At 34.1% G+C, this 20,954-nt stretch carries 21 protein-coding genes; 5 read left to right on the forward strand and 16 right to left on the reverse strand.

Translation table 11 applies throughout. The features are described 5' to 3' along the window. Positions 1 to 5: 5 nt before the first annotated feature. The 4 genes from AC1MPL_RS10330 to AC1MPL_RS10345 all read right to left on the reverse strand — a co-directional run bounded on the left by AC1MPL_RS10330 (position 6) and on the right by AC1MPL_RS10345 (position 5,195). Positions 6 to 2,438: a DNA internalization-related competence protein ComEC/Rec2 gene (locus AC1MPL_RS10330; RefSeq protein ID WP_479765833.1), complete on the reverse strand. Its 2,433-nt coding sequence runs from the start codon at positions 2,436 to 2,438 to the stop codon at positions 6 to 8. A gap of 79 nt (positions 2,439 to 2,517) precedes the next feature. Then, positions 2,518 to 3,195, reverse strand: a complete 678-nt coding sequence (gene lolD, locus AC1MPL_RS10335) for a lipoprotein-releasing ABC transporter ATP-binding protein LolD (RefSeq protein WP_479765834.1) — start codon at positions 3,193 to 3,195, stop codon at positions 2,518 to 2,520. After that, positions 3,188 to 4,423 carry a lipoprotein-releasing ABC transporter permease subunit gene (locus tag AC1MPL_RS10340; RefSeq protein ID WP_479765835.1) on the reverse strand — a complete coding sequence of 412 codons (1,236 nt, stop codon included), beginning with the start codon at positions 4,421 to 4,423 and terminating at the stop codon, positions 3,188 to 3,190. Before AC1MPL_RS10340 ends, lolD begins: the two co-directional genes overlap by 8 nt. Positions 4,424 to 4,718: 295 nt before the next feature. Then, the gene (locus AC1MPL_RS10345; RefSeq protein ID WP_479765837.1) at positions 4,719 to 5,195 is read right to left on the reverse strand and encodes a YaiI/YqxD family protein; all 477 of its coding nucleotides are present in this window, start codon (positions 5,193 to 5,195) and stop codon (positions 4,719 to 4,721) included. Positions 5,196 to 5,388: 193 nt separating this feature from the next. On the opposite strand from AC1MPL_RS10345, the gene AC1MPL_RS10350 reads away from it, so the two are divergent. Next, positions 5,389 to 6,330, forward strand: coding sequence for a hypothetical protein (locus AC1MPL_RS10350; RefSeq protein WP_479765839.1), 942 nt, complete (start codon positions 5,389 to 5,391; stop codon positions 6,328 to 6,330). Between the two features lie 39 nt (positions 6,331 to 6,369). Beyond that, the gene (locus AC1MPL_RS10355; protein ID WP_479765841.1) at positions 6,370 to 6,510 is read left to right on the forward strand and encodes a hypothetical protein; all 141 of its coding nucleotides are present in this window, start codon (positions 6,370 to 6,372) and stop codon (positions 6,508 to 6,510) included. A 55-nt stretch (positions 6,511 to 6,565) separates the two neighbouring features. On the opposite strand, the gene serC is transcribed toward AC1MPL_RS10355, so the two are convergent. Next, a complete protein-coding gene (gene serC / locus AC1MPL_RS10360) occupies positions 6,566 to 7,645 on the reverse strand; it encodes a 3-phosphoserine/phosphohydroxythreonine transaminase (RefSeq protein ID WP_479765843.1) in 1,080 nt (359 codons plus the stop codon). A 183-nt stretch (positions 7,646 to 7,828) separates the two neighbouring features. After that, positions 7,829 to 8,599 carry an OmpW/AlkL family protein gene (locus AC1MPL_RS10365; RefSeq protein WP_479765845.1) on the reverse strand — a complete coding sequence of 257 codons (771 nt, stop codon included), beginning with the start codon at positions 8,597 to 8,599 and terminating at the stop codon, positions 7,829 to 7,831. Positions 8,600 to 8,919: 320 nt separating this feature from the next. Between AC1MPL_RS10365 and AC1MPL_RS10370 the strand changes: the two genes are divergently transcribed. Then, positions 8,920 to 10,365 (forward strand): CYTH domain-containing protein, encoded by a 1,446-nt coding sequence (locus AC1MPL_RS10370; protein WP_479765847.1) that lies wholly within the window; start codon positions 8,920 to 8,922, stop codon positions 10,363 to 10,365. A 36-nt stretch (positions 10,366 to 10,401) separates the two neighbouring features. Here the strand turns inward: AC1MPL_RS10370 and AC1MPL_RS10375 are convergent, their stop codons facing one another. Beyond that, a complete protein-coding gene (locus AC1MPL_RS10375) occupies positions 10,402 to 11,034 on the reverse strand; it encodes a hypothetical protein (protein ID WP_479765849.1) in 633 nt (210 codons plus the stop codon). Between the two features lie 107 nt (positions 11,035 to 11,141). Between AC1MPL_RS10375 and AC1MPL_RS10380 the strand changes: the two genes are divergently transcribed. After that, entirely contained in the window at positions 11,142 to 11,522 is a 381-nt protein-coding gene (locus tag AC1MPL_RS10380; RefSeq protein ID WP_479765851.1) for a DUF3144 domain-containing protein, read from the forward strand. 12 nt (positions 11,523 to 11,534) lie between these two features. Here the strand turns inward: AC1MPL_RS10380 and AC1MPL_RS10385 are convergent, their stop codons facing one another. The 7 genes from AC1MPL_RS10385 to AC1MPL_RS10415 all read right to left on the reverse strand — a co-directional run bounded on the left by AC1MPL_RS10385 (position 11,535) and on the right by AC1MPL_RS10415 (position 18,524). Next, entirely contained in the window at positions 11,535 to 12,230 is a 696-nt protein-coding gene (locus AC1MPL_RS10385; protein ID WP_479765853.1) for a DUF421 domain-containing protein, read from the reverse strand. A 66-nt stretch (positions 12,231 to 12,296) separates the two neighbouring features. Then, positions 12,297 to 12,875 carry a nicotinamide riboside transporter PnuC gene (pnuC, locus tag AC1MPL_RS10390; protein ID WP_479765854.1) on the reverse strand — a complete coding sequence of 193 codons (579 nt, stop codon included), beginning with the start codon at positions 12,873 to 12,875 and terminating at the stop codon, positions 12,297 to 12,299. Positions 12,876 to 12,959: 84 nt separating this feature from the next. Next, on the reverse strand, positions 12,960 to 14,081 hold the full coding sequence (locus AC1MPL_RS10395; RefSeq protein WP_479765856.1) for an acyltransferase family protein: 1,122 nt from the start codon (positions 14,079 to 14,081) through the stop codon (positions 12,960 to 12,962). Positions 14,082 to 14,168: 87 nt separating this feature from the next. Continuing rightward, a complete protein-coding gene (pgaD, locus tag AC1MPL_RS10400; protein ID WP_479765858.1) occupies positions 14,169 to 14,582 on the reverse strand; it encodes a poly-beta-1,6-N-acetyl-D-glucosamine biosynthesis protein PgaD in 414 nt (137 codons plus the stop codon). A gap of 17 nt (positions 14,583 to 14,599) precedes the next feature. Further along, entirely contained in the window at positions 14,600 to 15,865 is a 1,266-nt protein-coding gene (pgaC, locus tag AC1MPL_RS10405; protein ID WP_479765859.1) for a poly-beta-1,6-N-acetyl-D-glucosamine synthase, read from the reverse strand. Positions 15,866 to 15,877: 12 nt separating this feature from the next. Next, complete coding sequence (pgaB, locus tag AC1MPL_RS10410; RefSeq protein WP_479765861.1) at positions 15,878 to 17,881, reverse strand: poly-beta-1,6-N-acetyl-D-glucosamine N-deacetylase PgaB; 2,004 nt, start codon at positions 17,879 to 17,881, stop codon at positions 15,878 to 15,880. Between the two features lie 304 nt (positions 17,882 to 18,185). Next, a complete protein-coding gene (locus AC1MPL_RS10415; RefSeq protein ID WP_479765862.1) occupies positions 18,186 to 18,524 on the reverse strand; it encodes an FKBP-type peptidyl-prolyl cis-trans isomerase in 339 nt (112 codons plus the stop codon). A 348-nt stretch (positions 18,525 to 18,872) separates the two neighbouring features. Between AC1MPL_RS10415 and AC1MPL_RS10420 the strand changes: the two genes are divergently transcribed. Then, entirely contained in the window at positions 18,873 to 19,124 is a 252-nt protein-coding gene (locus AC1MPL_RS10420) for a hypothetical protein (protein WP_479765864.1), read from the forward strand. 6 nt (positions 19,125 to 19,130) lie between these two features. Here the strand turns inward: AC1MPL_RS10420 and AC1MPL_RS10425 are convergent, their stop codons facing one another. After that, positions 19,131 to 19,652 carry an acyl-CoA thioesterase gene (locus AC1MPL_RS10425; protein ID WP_479765866.1) on the reverse strand — a complete coding sequence of 174 codons (522 nt, stop codon included), beginning with the start codon at positions 19,650 to 19,652 and terminating at the stop codon, positions 19,131 to 19,133. A 237-nt stretch (positions 19,653 to 19,889) separates the two neighbouring features. Beyond that, positions 19,890 to 20,861 carry a patatin-like phospholipase family protein gene (locus tag AC1MPL_RS10430; RefSeq protein ID WP_479765868.1) on the reverse strand — a complete coding sequence of 324 codons (972 nt, stop codon included), beginning with the start codon at positions 20,859 to 20,861 and terminating at the stop codon, positions 19,890 to 19,892. Positions 20,862 to 20,954 lie beyond the last annotated feature (93 nt).

The raw sequence follows: 20,954 nt of genomic DNA on the forward strand, positions 1-20,954 counted from the left end.
AGACTTTATTTTACGTATTTTAACCAATTTTTAGAATCACGATAGAATTGAGACTCTATGCGGCCGTTTTGCTTTAAAGTGATCTGTATAGCCCCAGTTTCACTTGTCACCCATAATGGAACACCTAGTTTTTCTAATCGATGCACAACATCTATATGTGGATGCCCATAGCGATTATTATACCCAGCCGAGGCAATCGCTATCTGTGGTTTATAGAATCTCAAAAACTCTTCGGAAGAACTATTTTTGCTACCATGATGTCCAAGTACCAATATATCTACAGGTAGATTTGGATACTCTTTCATTAGACGTTGTTCTGTTTCCTTACCAACATCAGCCATTACTAGAAAGTTTAATATCTTTTTATTGTCATTCTCATAAGACAAATAAACAACACAAGAATATTCATTTCCTGATTTTTCAACATGTTGTAAACCATCCAAATTTGGTGACAAAATTTGAATTTTTAGGCGATCATAATAAATAAACTGTCCTTCCTGACAATAGGAAAAATTTTTGATTCCATCCAAATCATCAGGCGCATGATTACTCATAACATGCTTTATAGGTATATTTTGTTTTAATACAGGGAATGCCCCACTATGGTCTTGATCTAAATGAGATAGTAATACATGGTCTAAATCAGCAATTCCTTTCTTCATCAAGAACGGAAGTAAAATCGCTTTAGCTAAACTAAACTGTGACTCATTAAAATGTCCACCTGTATCGATTAGCATATTATAATTATGGTGTCGTATAAAAATTGACTGTCCCTGCCCAACGTCAAGTACATTAACTTCAAAATCTCTATCCTGCTTTATAGGTAGAATACATGGCAAAAAGCATACCAATGCCCAAAATTTTGGTAAAGTTCTTTTGGGAAGGAACAATATAAATATACCCATTGCACACAATGCAATTTGCCAAGTATTCAAGGGAATATAAGCAGTGGCTAATGGTAGCTTTTCTAAGTAGATCAAAATTTTAGAAAAAATATCTAAAATCCAATCTGCAATTTTAAAACAATAGAAACCTATAGCAGGTACAATATTAAATAAACATGCAGCCAAAATAATAAGGGGAACAATAATCCCCCCAAGTACAGGAATTGCGACCAAATTGGTAAAGGGTGCAAACCATGAAATTTGATGAAAAAATATAAGTGTAATCGGAAGCAATACAATAAAAATTTGCCACTGAGAAAAAATAAAAGGTTTAAATACACGATTGAACCACTTAATTTGAGCTCTTTGTTCAGTAATCTGATAAATTCTTATTAAAACAAAACATGCGCCATAAGATAGCCAAAACGCAGCCGATAATATATTTAAAGCATCTAACCAAAGCATTACAGATGCACTGAATAGAATTGTAAAAAATGCAGATACTTTTTGCTTTAAGAATAAAAATAGAGTGAAAATAACAACCGTAATCAATGTACGTACTGCTGGAATTTCAAAGCCAACAAATGCACAGTAAAATAATACTCCTAAGAAAAAAGGGATTGCGAGCACATATTTTCTCGGATATTTCAGATACAGGTTTGGAAATCCAAAATAAATCACTACTTGTATTAAGAGAGTGATAAGACTTGCAAATATAAGAATGTGTGGCCCTGAAATTGCCAAAAGATGACTAATTCCTAAATATTGAAACTGTTCCTGCGTATGGCTGGTAATTAAACTTTCATCACCTGTTAATAAAGCAAGTAATAACCCTGAATGCTTAAATGACTGTTGCTCAATAAACTGGCGATACTGCAAACGCTTTTTTTCTATAGCTAATTGCCAAAGCGAAAACCAATGGTTTTGCTCTTGAACAAATAACTTATATCTATAATCTTGCTTAAGTATGTGCTCATCGGCCTCTTGAATACTTGTAATACGTAATGTACCCATAATATTCTGTGCAATTAGCCATTTTTCTTTATCAAATGCATACGGCGTGGCATACCCCTGAATTTTATCAACCTGACCTTCTAAAAAATAATAATGACCAAGCTTTAAAGGGTTTTCTTTATATTTTTTTAAAGAAAACCCTGTACGCCAATCGCTCCAATCTCTATTTGAGTGAGGTGTAAAAACATGTATATCTTGTTGGATAGACTGCTCTTTTAGCTGATCAATTTTTTGAATATATACCAACACTTTCACAGTATCTTTTGCAATAATCCGATTTTTCAATCGATCTTGTAAGGCATTATGTGCATGTGTCTGTGCAAATAAAAAAATGATAATAGCAATCGTTAAGCTGATACTGACTTGAAAAATAAATTTTTGATATAATTTTAAAAAGTTTAGACCATACCCAATAGGTATAAAAATACATAGTGCAATAAAGGCAATTGCTATCAGTCGTGTATAAGATATTGGCTCTATTATGGGTAAACCTATATATGCATGCCCTAAAACCCATGCAATTAGTGCTGTATATAACATTCAACTCATAATTAAAATACATAAAATTAAAGCCCACATTTGTGAACTTTAATAATTATATAATATATTTGTATAAAGTTTAAATCCAAATCCCATCTTGCATATGCAAAATTTTATCGGCAGATCGAGCTAGACCTTCATCATGTGTAACAATTAACATTGCCATATTAAACTCAGCCTTTAAATCATTTAATAATTCAAAAATACCTTTTGCTGTATGTCTATCTAAATTTCCTGTTGGCTCATCTGCAAGCATCACTTGTGGTTTAGCAACCAAAGCACGGGCTAAAGCAACACGCTGTCTTTCACCGCCTGAAAGCTCACCTGGTTTATGTGTGAGTCGATGTGATAGTCCAACACGCTCTAATAAGTATTCTGCTTTTTCCTTTACTTCTTTATATTGCGTACCTTTTCTTAACATCAAAGGCATAGCTACATTTTCAAGCGCACTAAACTCAGGGAGTAAATGATGGAACTGATATACAAACCCTAAATGTGCATTTCTTAAATTTCCACGCTGAGTTTCATTCAAGTCATCAAAACGCTTATCATTTAAAAACACTTCACCTTCCGTGGGACGGTCTAGCCCACCCAAAACGTGAAGTAACGTACTTTTACCCGATCCACTTGAACCTACAATAGAAACAAATTCCCCTGCATGAACTTGAAGAGATAAACCCTTCAATACTTCAACATGCGATTTGCCTTCACTAAAAGTTTTTGAAATATTTTTTGCTTCTAATACAATTTTACTCATAGCGTAAAGCCTCCGCAGGTTGTACTTTTGATGCACGAAATGCAGGGTAAATTGTTGCTAAGAAGCTTAATATTAAAGACACTGTTACAATAAGAACAACATCTTGCCATCTTAAATAAGAGGGTAAATAATTAATAAAGTAAGCATCAAATAAATGCCAACCTAAACGAGTATTTAACCAATCAATAATATTACTGATACTTGTTGCAAGAATAACACCGAGTACTGCACCTGTAAGTGTACCAACAACACCAATAATCGTACCTTGCACCATAAAAATACGTGTAATCGTGCTTGGAGAAGCCCCAAGTGTTCTTAGAATTGCAATATCTGATTTTTTATCAGTTACCACCATTACCAAAGAAGATACAATATTGAAAGCGGCAACAACCACAATTAAAAATAATAAAAGGCTAACCATTGCCTTTTCCATTTGAATTGCACTAAACAAATTACCATGTGTATATGTCCAATCAGATGCATAAAAACCTTGTGGTAACTGATGTACAATATTTTGACTCACTTGCGGTGCAAGAAATAAATTATCAAGCTTTAAACGAATCCCCTGCGCACCATCGGGCAAACGTAATAAAGTAGATGCATCATATAAATTGATATAGCCCATGCTAGAATCAACTTCTGCACCAATACTAAATATACCCACAATTTTGAACCGCTTAAATCGAGGAACAACACCTGCAGGCGATGGTGTAGCTTCAGGCAACACCAAAGTCACACTATCATTTAGACCGAGCCCAAATGAGTCAGCAAGTTGCTTCCCAATAACAATACCAAAACTACCCTTCGTTAAATTATCAATACTGCCCGCAACCATATGATTTTGAATAATAGATACATTCTTCTCATACTTAGCATCGATACCTGTCACCATAAGTCCAGAAACTTGACCTTGGGCTGTGAGCATTCCTTGTAACTGTGTAAATGGTGCAACACCTGTTACATGCTCTTGCTTTGCAACTTTTTCCGCTAAACTCGGCCAATTTGTAATAATTTCACTTGAAGATATTGTTGCTTGTGGCACCATACCAAGAACACGCGTTTTCAGTTCACGGTCGAAACCATTCATGACCGAAAGTACTGTTATCAACACAGCAACGCCTAGCGTAAGCCCAATCATTGAAACAAGCGCAATAAAAGAAATAAAGTGATTACTGCGCCTAGCGCGAGTATATCTCAAACCGATGTACAGCGAGATGGGTTTAAACATACGACCTAAATCCGAGTATTTATGAACAAATACAGCAACAATATATATCGCAACTGCTTAAGATTTTATAATCCAATCCTTTATGAAAATATAATATCCTTAAAAGATACTAATGACCTTTTTGAACTACTCCAAACAATAAACTCATAAAGTGAATAATATATTAAGATGATTTAATTGGGAAAAGATCAATAAATTGGCAAAATCTTATCTTTATTTCAAATAAATTAAAACCATATTACAGATACCATATACGATTCAATTGTACAAAGCATGTTACCTAGATCTATCTTTCTTACAAACAACGGCGCTTTTGTCGTTGTATTGTCTGATCTAAAGCACTAGAAAACTCTCGTTTATCTCTTTCCCCAAGTGGTTTAGGTCCACCCGTTTGTACACCTGCCCCACGTAATGTATCCATATAATCACGCAAATGTAATCGTGCCTTTATATTTGCAATGGTATAAATCTCACCTCGTGGATGAATCGCCACACCACCTTTTTCAATCACTTCTGCAGCAAGTGGAATATCTTGTGTAATGACAATATCTCCCTCACACATCTGATGAACAATTTCCTTATCAGCTTGATCTGCACCACTTAAAACTTGTATAGACTTAATACGGATAGATGGCGTAATTCCTAAGGGCTGATTAGCTACAAAAATTACTTCTAATTGATAACGGTCAGATGCTTTAAAAATAATATCTCTATAAATTCTTGGTAATGCATCGGCATCTACCCATAACTTAAACTTCAACACATCAATCATTTCATTTTAAATAAATTTATTTTAGCAAGATATCTTAAGAAATGTCTTAAAGATTTATTCACTAAAATCTGCTTAAAGTGATTATATAATATGCATATACGTTTAAATTTTACGAAGTTTTCATACAAATGACTTGAAAAATAGAGAAAAATGCACGATATAGTGAGCTAAAGGGATAAAACTTAGCGTGCTTATGAATATACAAAAAAATAGACCTGAAACAATCACTGTTGAAGATAAAAATTTTGGTAGCCATGTTGAACATTGGAGCCTTCTTACCAATGATCCCACTCAAACAGTGCCACAGTGGTTAGGTCAAGCACTCAACTCCCCTATTATGCCTATGGGGCTATGCTCAACAGAAAATGATATGGATCAGAATTGTTGGCTTATCCAAGGACCAAGTGAATCTAAAATTCAAATTACGCAAGTTATTGCTGTTGAAAATAATCAACCCAAAGCCGTTAAAATAGCCTTCCCAGTTTTTGAAAGTCCTTTTAAAACCGCTGCAAAAATTGAAAGAATTATTCGTAGTGAAAATAATAGCCAAGCCGTTTTACGTCTAAATGTAGGTCACAATGCAACGGTTTATGCTTTTGACAATTTATATGCTGTCAATCATGAACAATATGATGCGGCACAAACTTATGCTGTATCCCTTACAGCATGGGCATATGAACTAAATACTGTTAACCCTGATGAGCATATTGTTGTTGATGATCCTGCATCAATAAAACATCATCGTGCTTTAAATGATATTTTAGCAAAGCACAACGGCGTAGCTCCTGCTAATCTACAAGAGTTAATTGATCAATGGCAACCCGAAACAGAAGATGACAAAGCACCCGTTACTGTCGATTTTTCTAAAATGGTTGCTTACCTATATGGTGAAAACATTGGTCAAGAAGATGAAGCATGGTTTCAAGGTAAAGTTGTTGGTAAAAGTTATTTAGACTTCAATGATGAAGTATATACGCTCTATGACGTGACGCTATTACTCGAAGACAACGAAGAAGCAACCCTTATTCGTATCATTACTAAAGATAATTTGTATAAGAATTATGAAGTAGGCGAATATATTCGCGGTAACATATGGATTCAAGCAAATATTTATTCTACAATCGAGAGTAAATAATAACCATATAATGAATATTATATGATTTGGAACTTATAAATGAAAACCGCTCCAGAACAAATAAATACCCTTGTACAACACCATCATGCACAGCCAAAGATTAGAATTGATGCAGGTGCAATTTGCTTCTTTTTTCTTGGTATTTTTATGCTTGTATTCTTATTACATTCTATTTACTAATTAAAAAACACGCTATCCCTTTTATTTAAAAGGGATAGCGTCTCTCTATGGCATGTTAGCAATGTTTGTTTGCGAACTGCTCCATAAAGTCTACAAGTGCTTGTACACCTTCTAATGGCACAGCATTATAGATACTTGCTCGCATACCGCCCACTGAGCGGTGACCTGCAAGATTTAATAAATGAGCTGCTTCAGCCTGTTTCAAAAACTCTTTATCTAAAGTGCTATCTGCCAAAGTAAATGGCACATTCATAATAGAACGATTAGATTGTGCAATTGGATTATCATAAAAATTACTCTGATCAATATAGCCATAAAGCAAGTTAGCTTTCTCAAGGTTTTTCTGATGAATGGCCTCAACACCGCCCTGCTCTTTTAACCATTCAAATACTAGCCCTGCGAGATACCAAGAATAAGTCGCAGGTGTATTTAGCATAGATCCATTATCTGCTTGTGCAGAGTATTTTAATAATGATGGAATCTCAGGTTTTGCCTGATCAAGTAAGTCATCACGAACAATAACAATTGTTAAACCCGCAGGACCAATATTTTTTTGAGCACCTGCATAAATCAAACCAAACTTAGAAACATCTAATGGTGCAGATAATATACTAGAGGATAAATCTACAACCAATGGTGCTGTTGTTTTAGGAACTTCTTTAAACTGTATACCACCAATTGTTTCATTATCACAATAATGTACATAACTTGCATTTTCAGATAGCTGCCAAGTACTACTATCTGAAATGGCTGTTTTACCCTCTTTTTGGAAAGTTGCATCAATTGTATGGATATTCCCATAACGCTGTGCTTCTTTAATGGCTTTTTCTGACCATATTCCTGTAGAAATATAATCTGCCTGACTATTTTTTCCCAATAGATTTAATGGTATTGCAGAAAATTGAAGTGTTGCTCCACCTTGTAAAAAAAGGACTTTATAGTTATCAGGAATATTCAATAAATCTCTAAAATCTGCCTCTGCTTTCTCGGCAACTGCAACATAATCTTTATTGCGGTGACTCATCTCCATGATGGAAACACCTTTACCTTGCCAATTTAATAACTCATGTTGAGCTTTTTCTAAGACAGCAGTGGGCAATGCAGCAGGTCCAGCACAGAAATTGTACGCGCGCATAAGATTTCCTTTTATATATTCAATACGAAAGTGTTTGAGATATGACAGTAAGTTCAAAACTTACTAAGTTTAGATTCTTATATATAAACGATAATAAAGCGAAAATACATTTTTTTTTAATATTTTTAATATGAAATCTCAGATACACCCAACTATTTGAATGTATCCGAAATAGGATATGAATTAGAAGCGGAAACCAAAACCTAAATAAGTTACGATTGGGTTAATTTCAATTTTTGTATCACCCTTTACAGTGTATGCTCCTGCTAAAGGATGTTTTCCTGACACAGTTAAGTTTGCATGTGTTTCTAGCTGAACATAACTTACAGATGCAGTAATGAACCAATCTTTATTTATATTATAGTCAGCACCTAAGAAAGCAACTGGTGCAATCGCATCTTTAACTTTCACATTTGTGATAGAACCATTTGTTGCTTTTAACAATGAATCATTTTGAATGCCTGAATCCAATCTTAAATCAGAAAAGTGAGCATACATTAAACCAGCACCAATATATGGGCGAAATTTATTGGTAACTGCGCCAAAATGATATTTACCTGCAATCACTGGGCTATAAACTTTGATGTCACCAACTTTACTAAATTTATCTAGGTTAAGTTTTCCATTTAATAATGACCCTTTACCTTTAATATCTAGACGTGGTGGTACACCGAGAATTAATCCTAAGCTCACATTATCATTAACAAGATAATCAATCTTAAATTCTGCTGTATTTGTTTTTTCTAAATCAAAACCAGCATTTGCAGTAAATCCTGTTGAACTTACAAGTTTATTATTACTGGTTGAATAAACACCTTGTTTATCACCTTGTGGCATAATATGTGCCCAACCTGCTGAAACAGCAATGTTTTTTCCATCTGTAGTTTCTGCATGTACTGCTGCACTTACTAAAGCTAGTGCGACAGGCGCAATCATATATGTTAGCTTGTTCATGATATTTCATATCCCAAATTAGGTGAATTGCATAAGGTGCAATAAAAAATTACGCAAATTATTAGAATATTTACTTTAATTTTCAATCTATTTTTTTACTTAAAATATGTAAATTATGAAAAAAACATGAATTATTAAAGTTTTAGCTCTAATTTATCATAGATAGTAGATTTTACCATTTGTTTACTTTTTAATCAAAAAATTAAAAGCAAACATTAATTTTTATGTAATTGTTTGTAAGTTACTTATGCATTTCTTCGATATATATCTTAAAGCAAGTAAACTAAGATATAGCTATCTAATATTTTAAGGATTTTCTAATGTATGAAGTCGAGCTAAAGTTACAAATTCCTCAGCATAAAAAGCTGACTGTAAAAAAAGCGATTCATATGCTTTCGCCCGAGCACGCATCATTACATGCACAATATCTAGATACAGAAAAATTTCTATTTGCAGAGAACTTTGCTGCATTACGTTTAAGAAAAGAAAATAATAACTGGGTACAAACACTTAAAGCAGGAAAAAATGCTCTTGCTCGCTATGAAAATGAAATAAATTTAGGCATTTCTGATGCTGTGCCTAAAGTTGATTTATCTTTATATAAAAATGACAAGGCTGCACAAAAAATACTCTCAACCATTTTAAAAGAAGCTAAAGTACAACCTCTTCAAGTAAAATTTGAAACGATTGTAGAAAGAGACTTTAAACTTATACAACACGAAAATACCGAAGTTGAAATTTGTCTTGATATTGGCACAGTTGGCGATACTAAAGATATTTCGCAAGAGATTTACGAATTAGAATTTGAGCTCAAAAAAGGTAAAACGAATGAGCTTATTAATCTTGTTCAAGAGTGGGTTAAAAAGTACCACATTTGGTTAGATGTACGTAGTAAAGCAGAACGTGGAAATTTACTTGCACGTAATATGACAAACAATACTGCAAAAAACTTTGAAGTAACTACACTTGAAAAAAAAGCTTCAGGTAAACAAGCATTACAAAATATTATAGCATCATACACTCAACAGCTACTTCCAAATATTGCAGTAATTTCAGACCAAATTGCCGATGCAAAACACTTCTTCTCGACTCAACTTATTATAGAAAATATTTGCCATACATTAGACTTACTCATTGAGCATGTTCCAAATACAATAAGCGAAAATAAGCAGATACTTTTAGACTTAAATAATCAGCTTATTGATTTTACAGTACTTCATTATCTTAAACATGAAACATTACAATCTGTAGAAGCGTATCAATTTAAAAATATTGATCGAGTCTTAGATAAATATCGTTTAGAGTTTTCTAAAACGGTGCGCTCTCCTGCATTTACTTGCCTTATTTTAGAACTCATGAAACTGGGCTTACCTCTAGAAAAAACAAAACAAAAGGATGAAAGCCCACGTTTTGAAAAAATACTTACGAAAAGATATAAGTTATTAAAACAACAACTTTCTCAAACAGTTCATTCAGAGAATGAAGAGTGTGAGCCAGATGCTCAAACATTAATGCTGATCTCTCAATTCCAATATTGTCTAAATCACTCTCATAAAAATCTTTTACCTCTTCAACTAGATAAAGATTACTTCTCAGAAATATATGATTTATATAAAAATCATTTACTTACTAGAAAAGTTGTTTTACAGCATGTGAAAGCTATTAAAACAGAACAATTTTTCTTTTTAGGATGGATTAGTGGACGAGAAGATAAAATTCTAAAACGCTATCATAAACTTATGAATAGACTTTCTACTCAAGAATAATTATTAAAGGTTAACTGGCTTTTACACAAAAGCCAGTTACCTATATTTTCCAAATACTTTCCAAATGCCATTATCTGCGATTGGGTCACTATAGCTATCGCTTCGTTGCTTGCGAGGTTTATCTCGAGCATCTACTAATTTAAAATGCTCTTTTACACCTAAAACAATTCCATTCATATAAAAACGAGTTCTTGTATAATCACTTCTACCGTACTGAAAAACATAAGTCCTTAAATCGATAAACTCTCTATGTGCCACCAATGCTGCCGTATCATCACTATCTATCCACGATTTCATTGCAAATAATTCAGCATCGTCAAATTGACCACATTTATCTACAAGAGTCACAACATTACGAAAAGTTTTAGATTCTTTTGCCCTTGTTTTATTAATACGAATACGATCTACATGAAAAAAAAATAAAGGTAAATTAAGATGGCTTGGCAAATGAATATCATCTACAACATCATCTTGCATAAAGGGTTGACATAACTGCTTTGCTCTCTCAATAAGAGGCTTCCATTGCTGATAATATGCTTCGACATCTCTTTGTGGAGCATAATAAATTGGTAATCCTTCAACAAATGCTATATTTTTTGGCGGCCATGACTCTTGTCTTAAAAGTTGAATATCTTGCTTTAAATTTTGAATTTCTATTGCATCTGACATAATTATATAAACCAAAAACTTAGGCTATTCATATTCAGATTAAGTGAATGGTTATGTTTAAGCAAGCATTTGTTATAATAAAATCTATTTTTGTATGGATATAAACAATGACACAAAAAATAATTGCAACAGATATTACTGAAGAAGAAGCATTAAATGCTGTTTTCTTTGAGCGTGCAGATGAGTTTATAAAAATAGCAAATGAGTTTTGTCGTCCTGATAAGAAAAAGTCTAAAAGTCCAGCACAAATACGAAGCGAAGTTAGCGCATCATTACTTTTTGCTAGTGCACGCTTTAACACATGGGTGGCATCAAATACATTTCAAAATAGTGAAGAAATGCATAATTCAAAAGATGATGTAATTTCATATCTCATGCAACAGTTTCACATGATGCTTGAAGACAATTATGATGAATATTGTGAACAGTTTGAAAGCTATCTACGCTTTAGAAAAAATGAAGAATTCCATCACCATAAACACGAATAAAAAAGAGCTGTGTCACAGCTCTTTTTCTTTAACTTTAATTGCAGAGATATCAAACTTCTTCTCACTACCATCTTTAAATGTAATCAATAAATGATCATCATAATATTCGCCTAAAAATATAGTTGATAAGTCTAGATGATGATTTAATAAAAATTCTTCCAAGCCATCACGATCAATACTCTGTTCTTCTATAAGGGTAGTAAATAACTGTCCTCTTAGAATAAAGATTTCCGATGGAGGGATTGCACTATCCTTTACTGCCGCTAGCTGACCATCAGGTTGAATTTCAGCATAATAAACCTCTTGAAATGAATGATAGCCCATACAATGTAACTGTGAAAGAATTCTTAACATATCAATTTTTCGACGTTTTTGCTCTATATCATTAAGCAGAAACTTACCATGACGGATTACTGGAATAGATTGACCCACAGCAATTGTTCTAAACCTTAAAACACGATGTGATAAATAGTTTAAAAAATACATAAAAGTTACGCTGATCAAAAGCAATAACACAAATTCTGTAATTCTTAAACCATCATTATAGATAGAACCACCAACCACCGCACCAAAAATAAAATTACCAATAAAGTCTACTGCAGTGAATTGTGTAAGCTGTGTTTTTCCAATAAAGTTCATGTACGAAATAATAATAGTAAATGCGATCACTAATTTTACTAATAAGAAGATATAAAAGATTAAGCCCATTTTTATGCCTTTGTTTTTATTAACATTCCACTATAAATATTCTTACATTTATTAAGTTTACTATTTTTATAATAATACCACGTTAGATTGACTTTCTTTTACAGCTTTCCATTTCTTCCACCCATAAAATGCCATAATTACAAATGCAGCATATAATCCCGCTGTTAAATATAAATTTTTATATACAAACATACCAACATAAATTATATCTACAACTACCCATAAAGGCCATGTAGCAATATATTTACGACTTGTCCAATAAGTTGCTAATAGACTAAATGCAGCCAACTGTGCATCTAACATAGGTACAGCAGCATTCGTGAATGTTTTTAATGCAAAACCAAAAAATAAACCAAAAAATTCTGCAAGAATCAACTGTAAAACAAGTTGGTTAACAGCCAAAGGTTCAATACGAATATCAAGCTGTTCTTGTTTTGTTTTTAACCAAAAATAAAAACCATAGAAATTCATTATTAAAAAAATAAATTGTAAAATCACCTCTCCATATAGCTTATATTCAAAAAATAGATAGCCATAGAGAACATAAGCTAAAAGGTTAAACCACCAACACCACATATGGCGAAGAATTGTAAGTCCCACACCAATGACACTTACAAGAACTGCAAATATTTCCAAGTTAGACATGCGAATAAGATTTAGATAGAGAGTAATCTTATGCTAAAGCCTGTCAAAAAAATTAGCAATTGCATTTCAACCAATGTTTTACTTTTACAATCCCAGTATTTTTCTTGAAATATAATTACTGCATTTTACCGAGAATTGATCAATATATTTACTATAAATCGCAGATGCAATAAACACTGAAACCAAACAAACGGATACTGCACCTACAACAGAGGCATCATAGCTCAAATGTAAATGTCTCAAATAATTAAAGACAGGTATACATGTTAAGTAAATAAACATCATATGTAGTAAATAAATTGAGAATGACAATTTGCCTAAATACACCAAGGCTTTTTTATCTAATGCTTCACTAATTCTTGGGGTCATTAAAATACTATAAACAATGAGAATACCTGCAATAAAGTTGCCATATTCATACGTTCTTTTGCCCAAAACACTATATAGCCAATGATATGCATGGCTATTATTATGAGCACCTGCAAAATATAGCCCAAGAATAAGCATTATAATTCCAACAAAAAAAGGAATTTTCCGGCCATATAAATACAAATAGCAACCAATAACGAAGCTACACATACCAAGAAAGAAACTTTCACCCATCCATAATGTAAGACAAGGTAATACTAACGAAGCAAGAATAAACATAGATGGCTTATAGTGATGGACTAATATCAATGCAAAAAGCAATAATGAACCGAAGAACTCTAATTGCATTGTCCACAGTACCCAATTCGTTGTACTGCTAGCAAAAAAGAAAGCACCTAGGCTACCTTCATAAACTGCTTGCTTAAATGTAATAGTTTCTGTTGCATATGCTTGCAACCAACCATTAACTAAATTACTGTCAATATCCGTAAAGGATAACGCAAGCCATGCCAATATACATGAAAAAAATGCAGGGATTGCTAATCTTGGATAGCGCTTAATAGCCATTTCAGCAACTTTTCGTGGAATATTCGCATTCCTAAAAATTGCATAGCTTAAAACAAATCCACTTAAAACAAAGAATACAAATACTGCAGCTGTACCAGAATACCAAAACGTAAATGGTGAATGATGCATAAAATGATCCCAAGCACCGCGCGCGCGGTCCTCGGGAGAAAATTGGTGTAAATATGGATAAAAGCTTAAGCTCAGGTGGGAAAAAACAACCGCCAAGCAGGCTAAACCACGAATACTTTCAGCAGAATTTAATTTAGCCATAGGGAAAGTGCAGATATCAAACTAACGAAGCATAATAAATGAGCTTGTGTAACTTGCAAGCAAAACAACACAATCCCTACCAACTAATTACTCTACACGAATAATTTTTCCTTGCTCATTGTGATATACCGTTGTAACTTTTTGCAGACGACTTTGTGCAACTTCTTGTTCAGGTAATGCAAAATGTCGTGCATAATCTTGTGTCGTTTTAGTCGCGACCTGCTTCACGGTATGCGCAGGTATTAACTTACACCATAGACATAAACCACCTGCACATAAGAGCAATGAAACCATATCTACTTGTAGACCAAGCCAAAATGCATTCCATAGCTTATTTAAGCCATATGGCGTGCTATAAATGATAAACATTAAAATGAGTAGAATTGGACGCCACAGCAGAAACCAACAGCCCCATAAAAGCGCTGTTGTCGTAGTTGACATATAACGTCTATGCCAAGGTAACTGCTGACGTAAATCTATAATCAATGATCTAGTACTCATAAGGAAAACCTTTAATATTAGGACTTAGAACGGACACCACGGTCAGGACTTACCCACCGTGCTCGTTTTCCATCGCGTCTAGCTAGCACCTTTGGAAAAGCAATAATGCTGGCTGTTACGGTAATGAGCCAAAATACAAATGGATACCAAATCATCCAATAATAGTTTTTAAATAGTCGAGGCTCATAACGACTATCCATCCATTTACTCATGACAAACTGCAATAAACATGTCGCACCAAGTAAGATCCCAATCCCATCTGGGAAAAATGGTGAACTCATTGCAGGAAGCACATGGTTTGGAAAAATTAGATTAAACAACCATATACCTGCCATGATAAGCATCAAATACGACCAAACCAATGTAAGACAAAGTTCGATCATTAATGGCCATAAAAAGTTTAAACTTGGTCTAAATAAAACATCAAAATTCTTAATAAGGACTTGCGCACCACCCATTGCCCAGCGTAATCGTTGCTTATAAAGACCTTTTAATGTCTCAGGCATGAGTATCCAAACCAAAGCATTTGGCTCAAATTGCACATCCCACCCTGCTCTCTGTAGTTTCCAAGTAATATCAATATCTTCTGTCAACATATCAGGCGACCAATATCCAATTTCATGTACTGCCGTTTTACGGAACGCAGTAATTACACCAGATACTGTAAATAAACGACCAAACACTCGTTGTGCTCGTTTAATCATACCAACAATTGAAGAAAACTCTCCAACTTGAATACGCCCCAATAATGTAGAACGCGTTCTAATACGAGGATTACCCGTTACTGCTGCTACGGTAGGATCTGCTAAAAAGTGGCGCATCATCCAAGTTGCCGCATGCTTATCAAGTAATGCATCACCATCTATACCAATAAGGTACTCAGCTTCTGTTACAAGGCTTCCTGCTTGTAATGCCATCGCTTTCCCCTGATTTTGGGCAAGATGCACTACTCTTAGTTTCTCATACTTCATTGCCAATTCATCTAATACTTCAGCAGTATTATCAGAACTACCATCATTAATAGCGATTACCTCAAAGTCTGGATAGTCAAGCTGTAAAGCATGGCTAATCGTTTCCTCTGCATTATCACTTTCATTAAAGCATGGAACAAGAACAGCAACCTTAGGATATGCTGGTAATGGTTTAGGCTGTGTATATGGTGGATCTTTTTTCTCTTTCAAGTAAAAGATAATTGCACCAATCATCCACAAATAAGACATAAAAAGTGGATAGTAGAAAACAAAAGCTAAGGCTGATTTCCAAAAGTGCTGTAATGCTGACATATTGTCAAACTCCTAAGGCTCAATACCATTTGACTTTAAATCAAACGCTTGGCGCATAATCGTTGGATCGGGATGACCTGTAATTGGATCATCGGGATAATATGCAACATGCATAACACCTTGCTGATATAAAGACTTAATCGTACTCGCTAACTCCTGTGATGGAATTGGCTTACTGTTCTGCCTCCAATCAACCGCTTGTAACTCAACGACAGATTTGCGAATCCCATTTGGATACTGCTTTAAGCGCTTAACAATATCTGAATAGAATTTAGTTTTATCTTTGGCTTGCTCCATATAAGGCATAGCCATGATAGCTGTGAAGTCATAACGATTTAATGACTGTTCAAGTGATTGAGAATACCATGTCTCTGCATTCGGGTTTAATACAACTTGTGCATACATATTCCGCGCTGTGTGTAATGCAGGTTGATATTGTCTAACTTCTGCTGCTAATTGTAACGCAAAGTTGTCCAAATAGTTTGTTTTAAATGCTGCCCATTTTTGTAGCGTCTTGTCATCTTTGCGTATCGCTTCTAAATCTGTCGGCAATCCTGCTTTTTTATATGCCTGTAACGCTTCAGGACTGGCATCTTCATAATCAGACAATGTCGCATCATCATGGAATAAGATACCGTCAATCGTTGCTGACTTTCCTAAATCCTGATAAATACCTTCAATGACTTTACGTGCAGGTGCTGAAAATGGTGACAAACGAATATAACCCATATTTAAATGGTCACTATGCTTCGGTTGTTGTGAAACTACTAGGTCTTTAGAAACAGGATTAGATTTTGGAAGCTCCCATGCAAGTAGTGGCATCCATGCATATACTCGTTGTACTTGGGTACGTGATGCAATTTGCCAAGCAACTCGGTTAAACAAGTCTTGACGCATTGGAATGTAGCGATTTGGAAAGTAAACCATATCCGCTGAACCATTGGCATCTGGATCTGAGAACGCTTGTAAGTAAACTGTGTTCACATTCATTTTTTGGATGCGATCGAGTAAAGCACCTAAGTTCTTCTCTTCTTGTTTTTCATCTTTGTCATAGATGTAGTCTAAATCAACATGCATGATTTTTTGTGGACGATAGTTATCCCCAAGATTCTTTTCTCGGCTTTCAATTTCTCGACCTAAATCATCTAAAGTCATGTCATGTTCAACCAAGATGCGGTTTAATGCACCTAGTGACTTTTTCAAATATGCAGGGCCATCATCTAAAGTAATGGTAATTGGCATACCTAGCTGTTTAGCAATACGCACTGTTTCCATATTGTAACGACCATATGGCCAAACCATTACACGTGGTACAGGAATACCATTGGCTTTAAATGCCTCATTGTTTTTCTTCAGATCATTGTAAATACGTCGATTATATTCACCATCACCTTCATATTTCTTCGTCGTTGCATTATAAATTCGTGTAGTTGCAGCCGGTTCAGAGTTCCCTTGTGGGTTACCAATCACACCATGGTGCAAGTCGTAACTGTGGTTCGCAATTTCAACATAACCACTATCACTCATTTCTTTAATTTGTTGCCACGTTAAAATCTTGTTACGGCTAATTTCATCATCACCAAAGTGTACTTCTTGGTTAGAAGGTGTATCTACCCATGAGCCAACAACAGCAAGTACTATAGGTATCTTATTCTCTTTTACAAATGGATAGATATTGCTATAAAAAGATTCATAGCCATCATCAACTGTAAGAAGTACTGGCTTAGCAGGTAGTGTAAGTTTACCAGCATGTGCTTTAATCAGCTCATTCACAGAGATAAAGTGAAAGCCGTTTTGCTGTAACCACTTTACTTGTTTTTCAAAGTTCTCAGTACTCACCGCATAAAATGGAATTAATGCATCATTCGCTTGGTTGGTCACTTCATGGTACCCAATCACTGTCAGTGTCGTTGGGCTTATATGGGGTTTCTTAGCTGCATATATAGAAGGTGATAGACCCAGCATAGCTAGACTGACACAGCCTGCAACGACTGAACCTAAAAAACGAGTAAGCATACGGTTTCCGTTTATAAATTTCATATTACTGATTAGATCGAAGCCACATCCATGCGCAAACTAACTTCCTCATTACATACTTTTAATCAGTAACTCTTATATATTGTCAAAAGTTAAACTGAATTTAAGCTTAAAACACCAAGAGCCTTCACAACCAATTCATGATGATATGATAGGCGAGATTGTAGCGAATTTATCTGAATAAGCTAGCTAAAATATAAGCTTTATTTATATTTTTTTTATCTTTTAACAGATACAAATTGTACAAATTAGACTAAGGCTATGAATGCAGTATTTAATAGTGTTATTCATCTCTTGTTTTTACATCAAACAATTCAATTTCAAACGTTAAATCAGCATTTTTAGGAATAATTTTCCCTATTTTTCTATCACCATATGCAAGATGTGCAGGAACTTTTAAATGACGCTTACCACCAACTTTCATACCCATAAGCCCCTGATCCCAACCTTTAATCACACGACCTGTTCCAATAACACATTCAAAATATTGTCCACGATCTAAAGAAGCATCAAATTTTGTTCCATCTGCCAACCAACCTATATAATGCGTTGTAATCAGTGCACCTTTAACAACAGTTTTGCCTGTTCCTTCTTTAATATCTGTTACTTCAAGTTCTTGCATATCTTTTTATATCTTCATGTATTGATTGCTACACATCATAAATGACTTCATAAAATTTAGATAGAAGCAGTGCTTACAAACTGTTTAAGCATAGATCTTGTAAATAAAATGTAAGTTATTAGGGTAAAAAATAACCATATCATTTACACCTTTTACCTCTATATTTACGGCTTAAAAAAAATACTTCACAGCGCAATTACAAATATATGCTACATGTATATTAGAAGTAAAATCTGCGTTAACTTTTGTCATTATCCGAAATAGATGATTTTTTTCATTTAGTATAAATACATGGTTTTAATTAAACATACGTCATTATTTCATATATAGAAGTAAAGGATATTTGCCATGAAAAATGTAAAAGATATATTTGCAACATCATCAACTTTTTCAGCAAGCACAGCATTTACTCATACTTGTGAGCATATCTACAAAAAACACCACAGTAATATCTCACTACAAAAATTAGCAGACTTAAATCCTATTCATCAGCCAAATGTTATTACAGCAGATCCTCATGCAATCCAATACCATTTAAACGGCGCACTTCATGGTATGGATACACAAGGTTATATTCCTAAGCAAAGTACACTTTATTAGAAACGACTATTTTTTCTCTTTGTACGTTAAACTACATGATTTTTTTTGGTGCTGATGTAGTCTCATTTTCTTACGTGCTTCAGCAGCATCAAAGCGACAACGTTGCCATTCATTTTCAATATTAAGTTTAGGTACAACTTGTGGCTTCCCTGATTCATCTACAGCAACCATTGTGAAATAACAACTATTTGTATGTCGCTGTGTACGTGTACGAATATTTTGTGCCTCTACACGTATACCAATTTCCATTGATGTACGACCAACATGATTTACTGAAGCTAAAAAAGTTACAAGCTCCCCTACATGTATTGGTTCTTTAAAAGTCACTTGATCTACAGACAGTGTAACGACATAGCTACCTGAGTAACGGCTTGCACATGCATATGCAACTTGGTCTAACAGTTTTAAAATTGTACCACCATGTACATTTCCTGAAAAATTTGCCATATCTGGTGTCATCAAAACGGTCATCGTTAACTCAGATTGGTCTTCTGATGAGGGAACCACTTGTTGATCTAATTCAGGCATTACTTACATCCTTGATTAAAGCATCTTTTCTTTACCGTTATTATATCGACTTCAACCTAGATACTAAAGGATATTCATCAATCCAATTAAACAAACCCTTATATCCAAAATAAGTCGAATAAATATTAAATTTAACCAGTTATTTATACACATCTTTTAAAATTAATATTTAATTTAGAAAATATTGTTTTTTTGTATCTTTTTAAAATAGAAATAAAATAATTTATATGACTTGAGCTAAAACATCTCTGTATTCTTTTCCTGCATAATAAGTGACTTCTGATGAATTATTTCTTTCAGCTCATCTATCTTACTTTGTGCAGCAAGCAAACCTGCAATCATTGTATTATCTCGTGCTTTTACATCAAAAATATGTGCTTTCTCACGAATATCTGGCTGTATAATAATATCTGCTTCTTTCAACTCATTTTGAGATAATTGTTGCTGCATAATATTAATATTTTGATTAAATAACCCCCACATATTTGTTGTTTCTGTATATTGTGGCTGTTGCAATATATCAACAGCAATAACAATATCTGCACCTAAACGGCGTGCAACATCAACTGGGACAGGGCTTACAAGTCCACCATCCACATATTCTTTACCTGCAATTTTGGCTGGAACAAACATACTAGGTATCGCTGTTGACGCCTGTACTGCCTGCCCTGTATTGCCATAATCAAAAACTGTTTTTGCTCCTGTTTTTAATTCAGTTGCAACAATATATAAAGGAATTTTCATTTTTTCTAAAGGTAAATAATTAATCTGTTTATTTACAAAATCTGAAACTTTTTCTCCATCTAAAAAACCCTTTCGCGTAAGTGTAATTTCACGAACATCATTCACTCTCATATTTAATGCAATATTTTTCATTTCATTTGGAGTTTTTCCACTTGCATACATTGCACCTACAATACTTCCAGCACTTGTGCCAACAATAAAGTCTGGTCGAATTCCTTGGTTTTCTAATGCTTCAATTGCACCTATATGCGCATAACCTCTTGCTCCCCCGCTACCCAATACTAAAGCAATAATAGGCTTATGCTTTTTTTCTTTTTCGAGATGAAAATTATAAAAACTTGGTCTCGCTTCAGCAGTTTCAATGGTCTGAATTCGCTCAACAGGTATCAATTTTATAGACGGTTGGGCTATAGCCACCAATGGCAAAAAGATAAAAGAAATTAGTATAAAAGCCCACTTTTTCATATAGAACTACTACAAATTGAAGTTTTTGAAAAATATTTGATACGCTATTCTACTGTCTTCACTATTTTGTTTTATTATTTTTCTTTACAGAAT

It is taken from the genome of Acinetobacter sp. N1-1 (assembly GCF_056711485.1).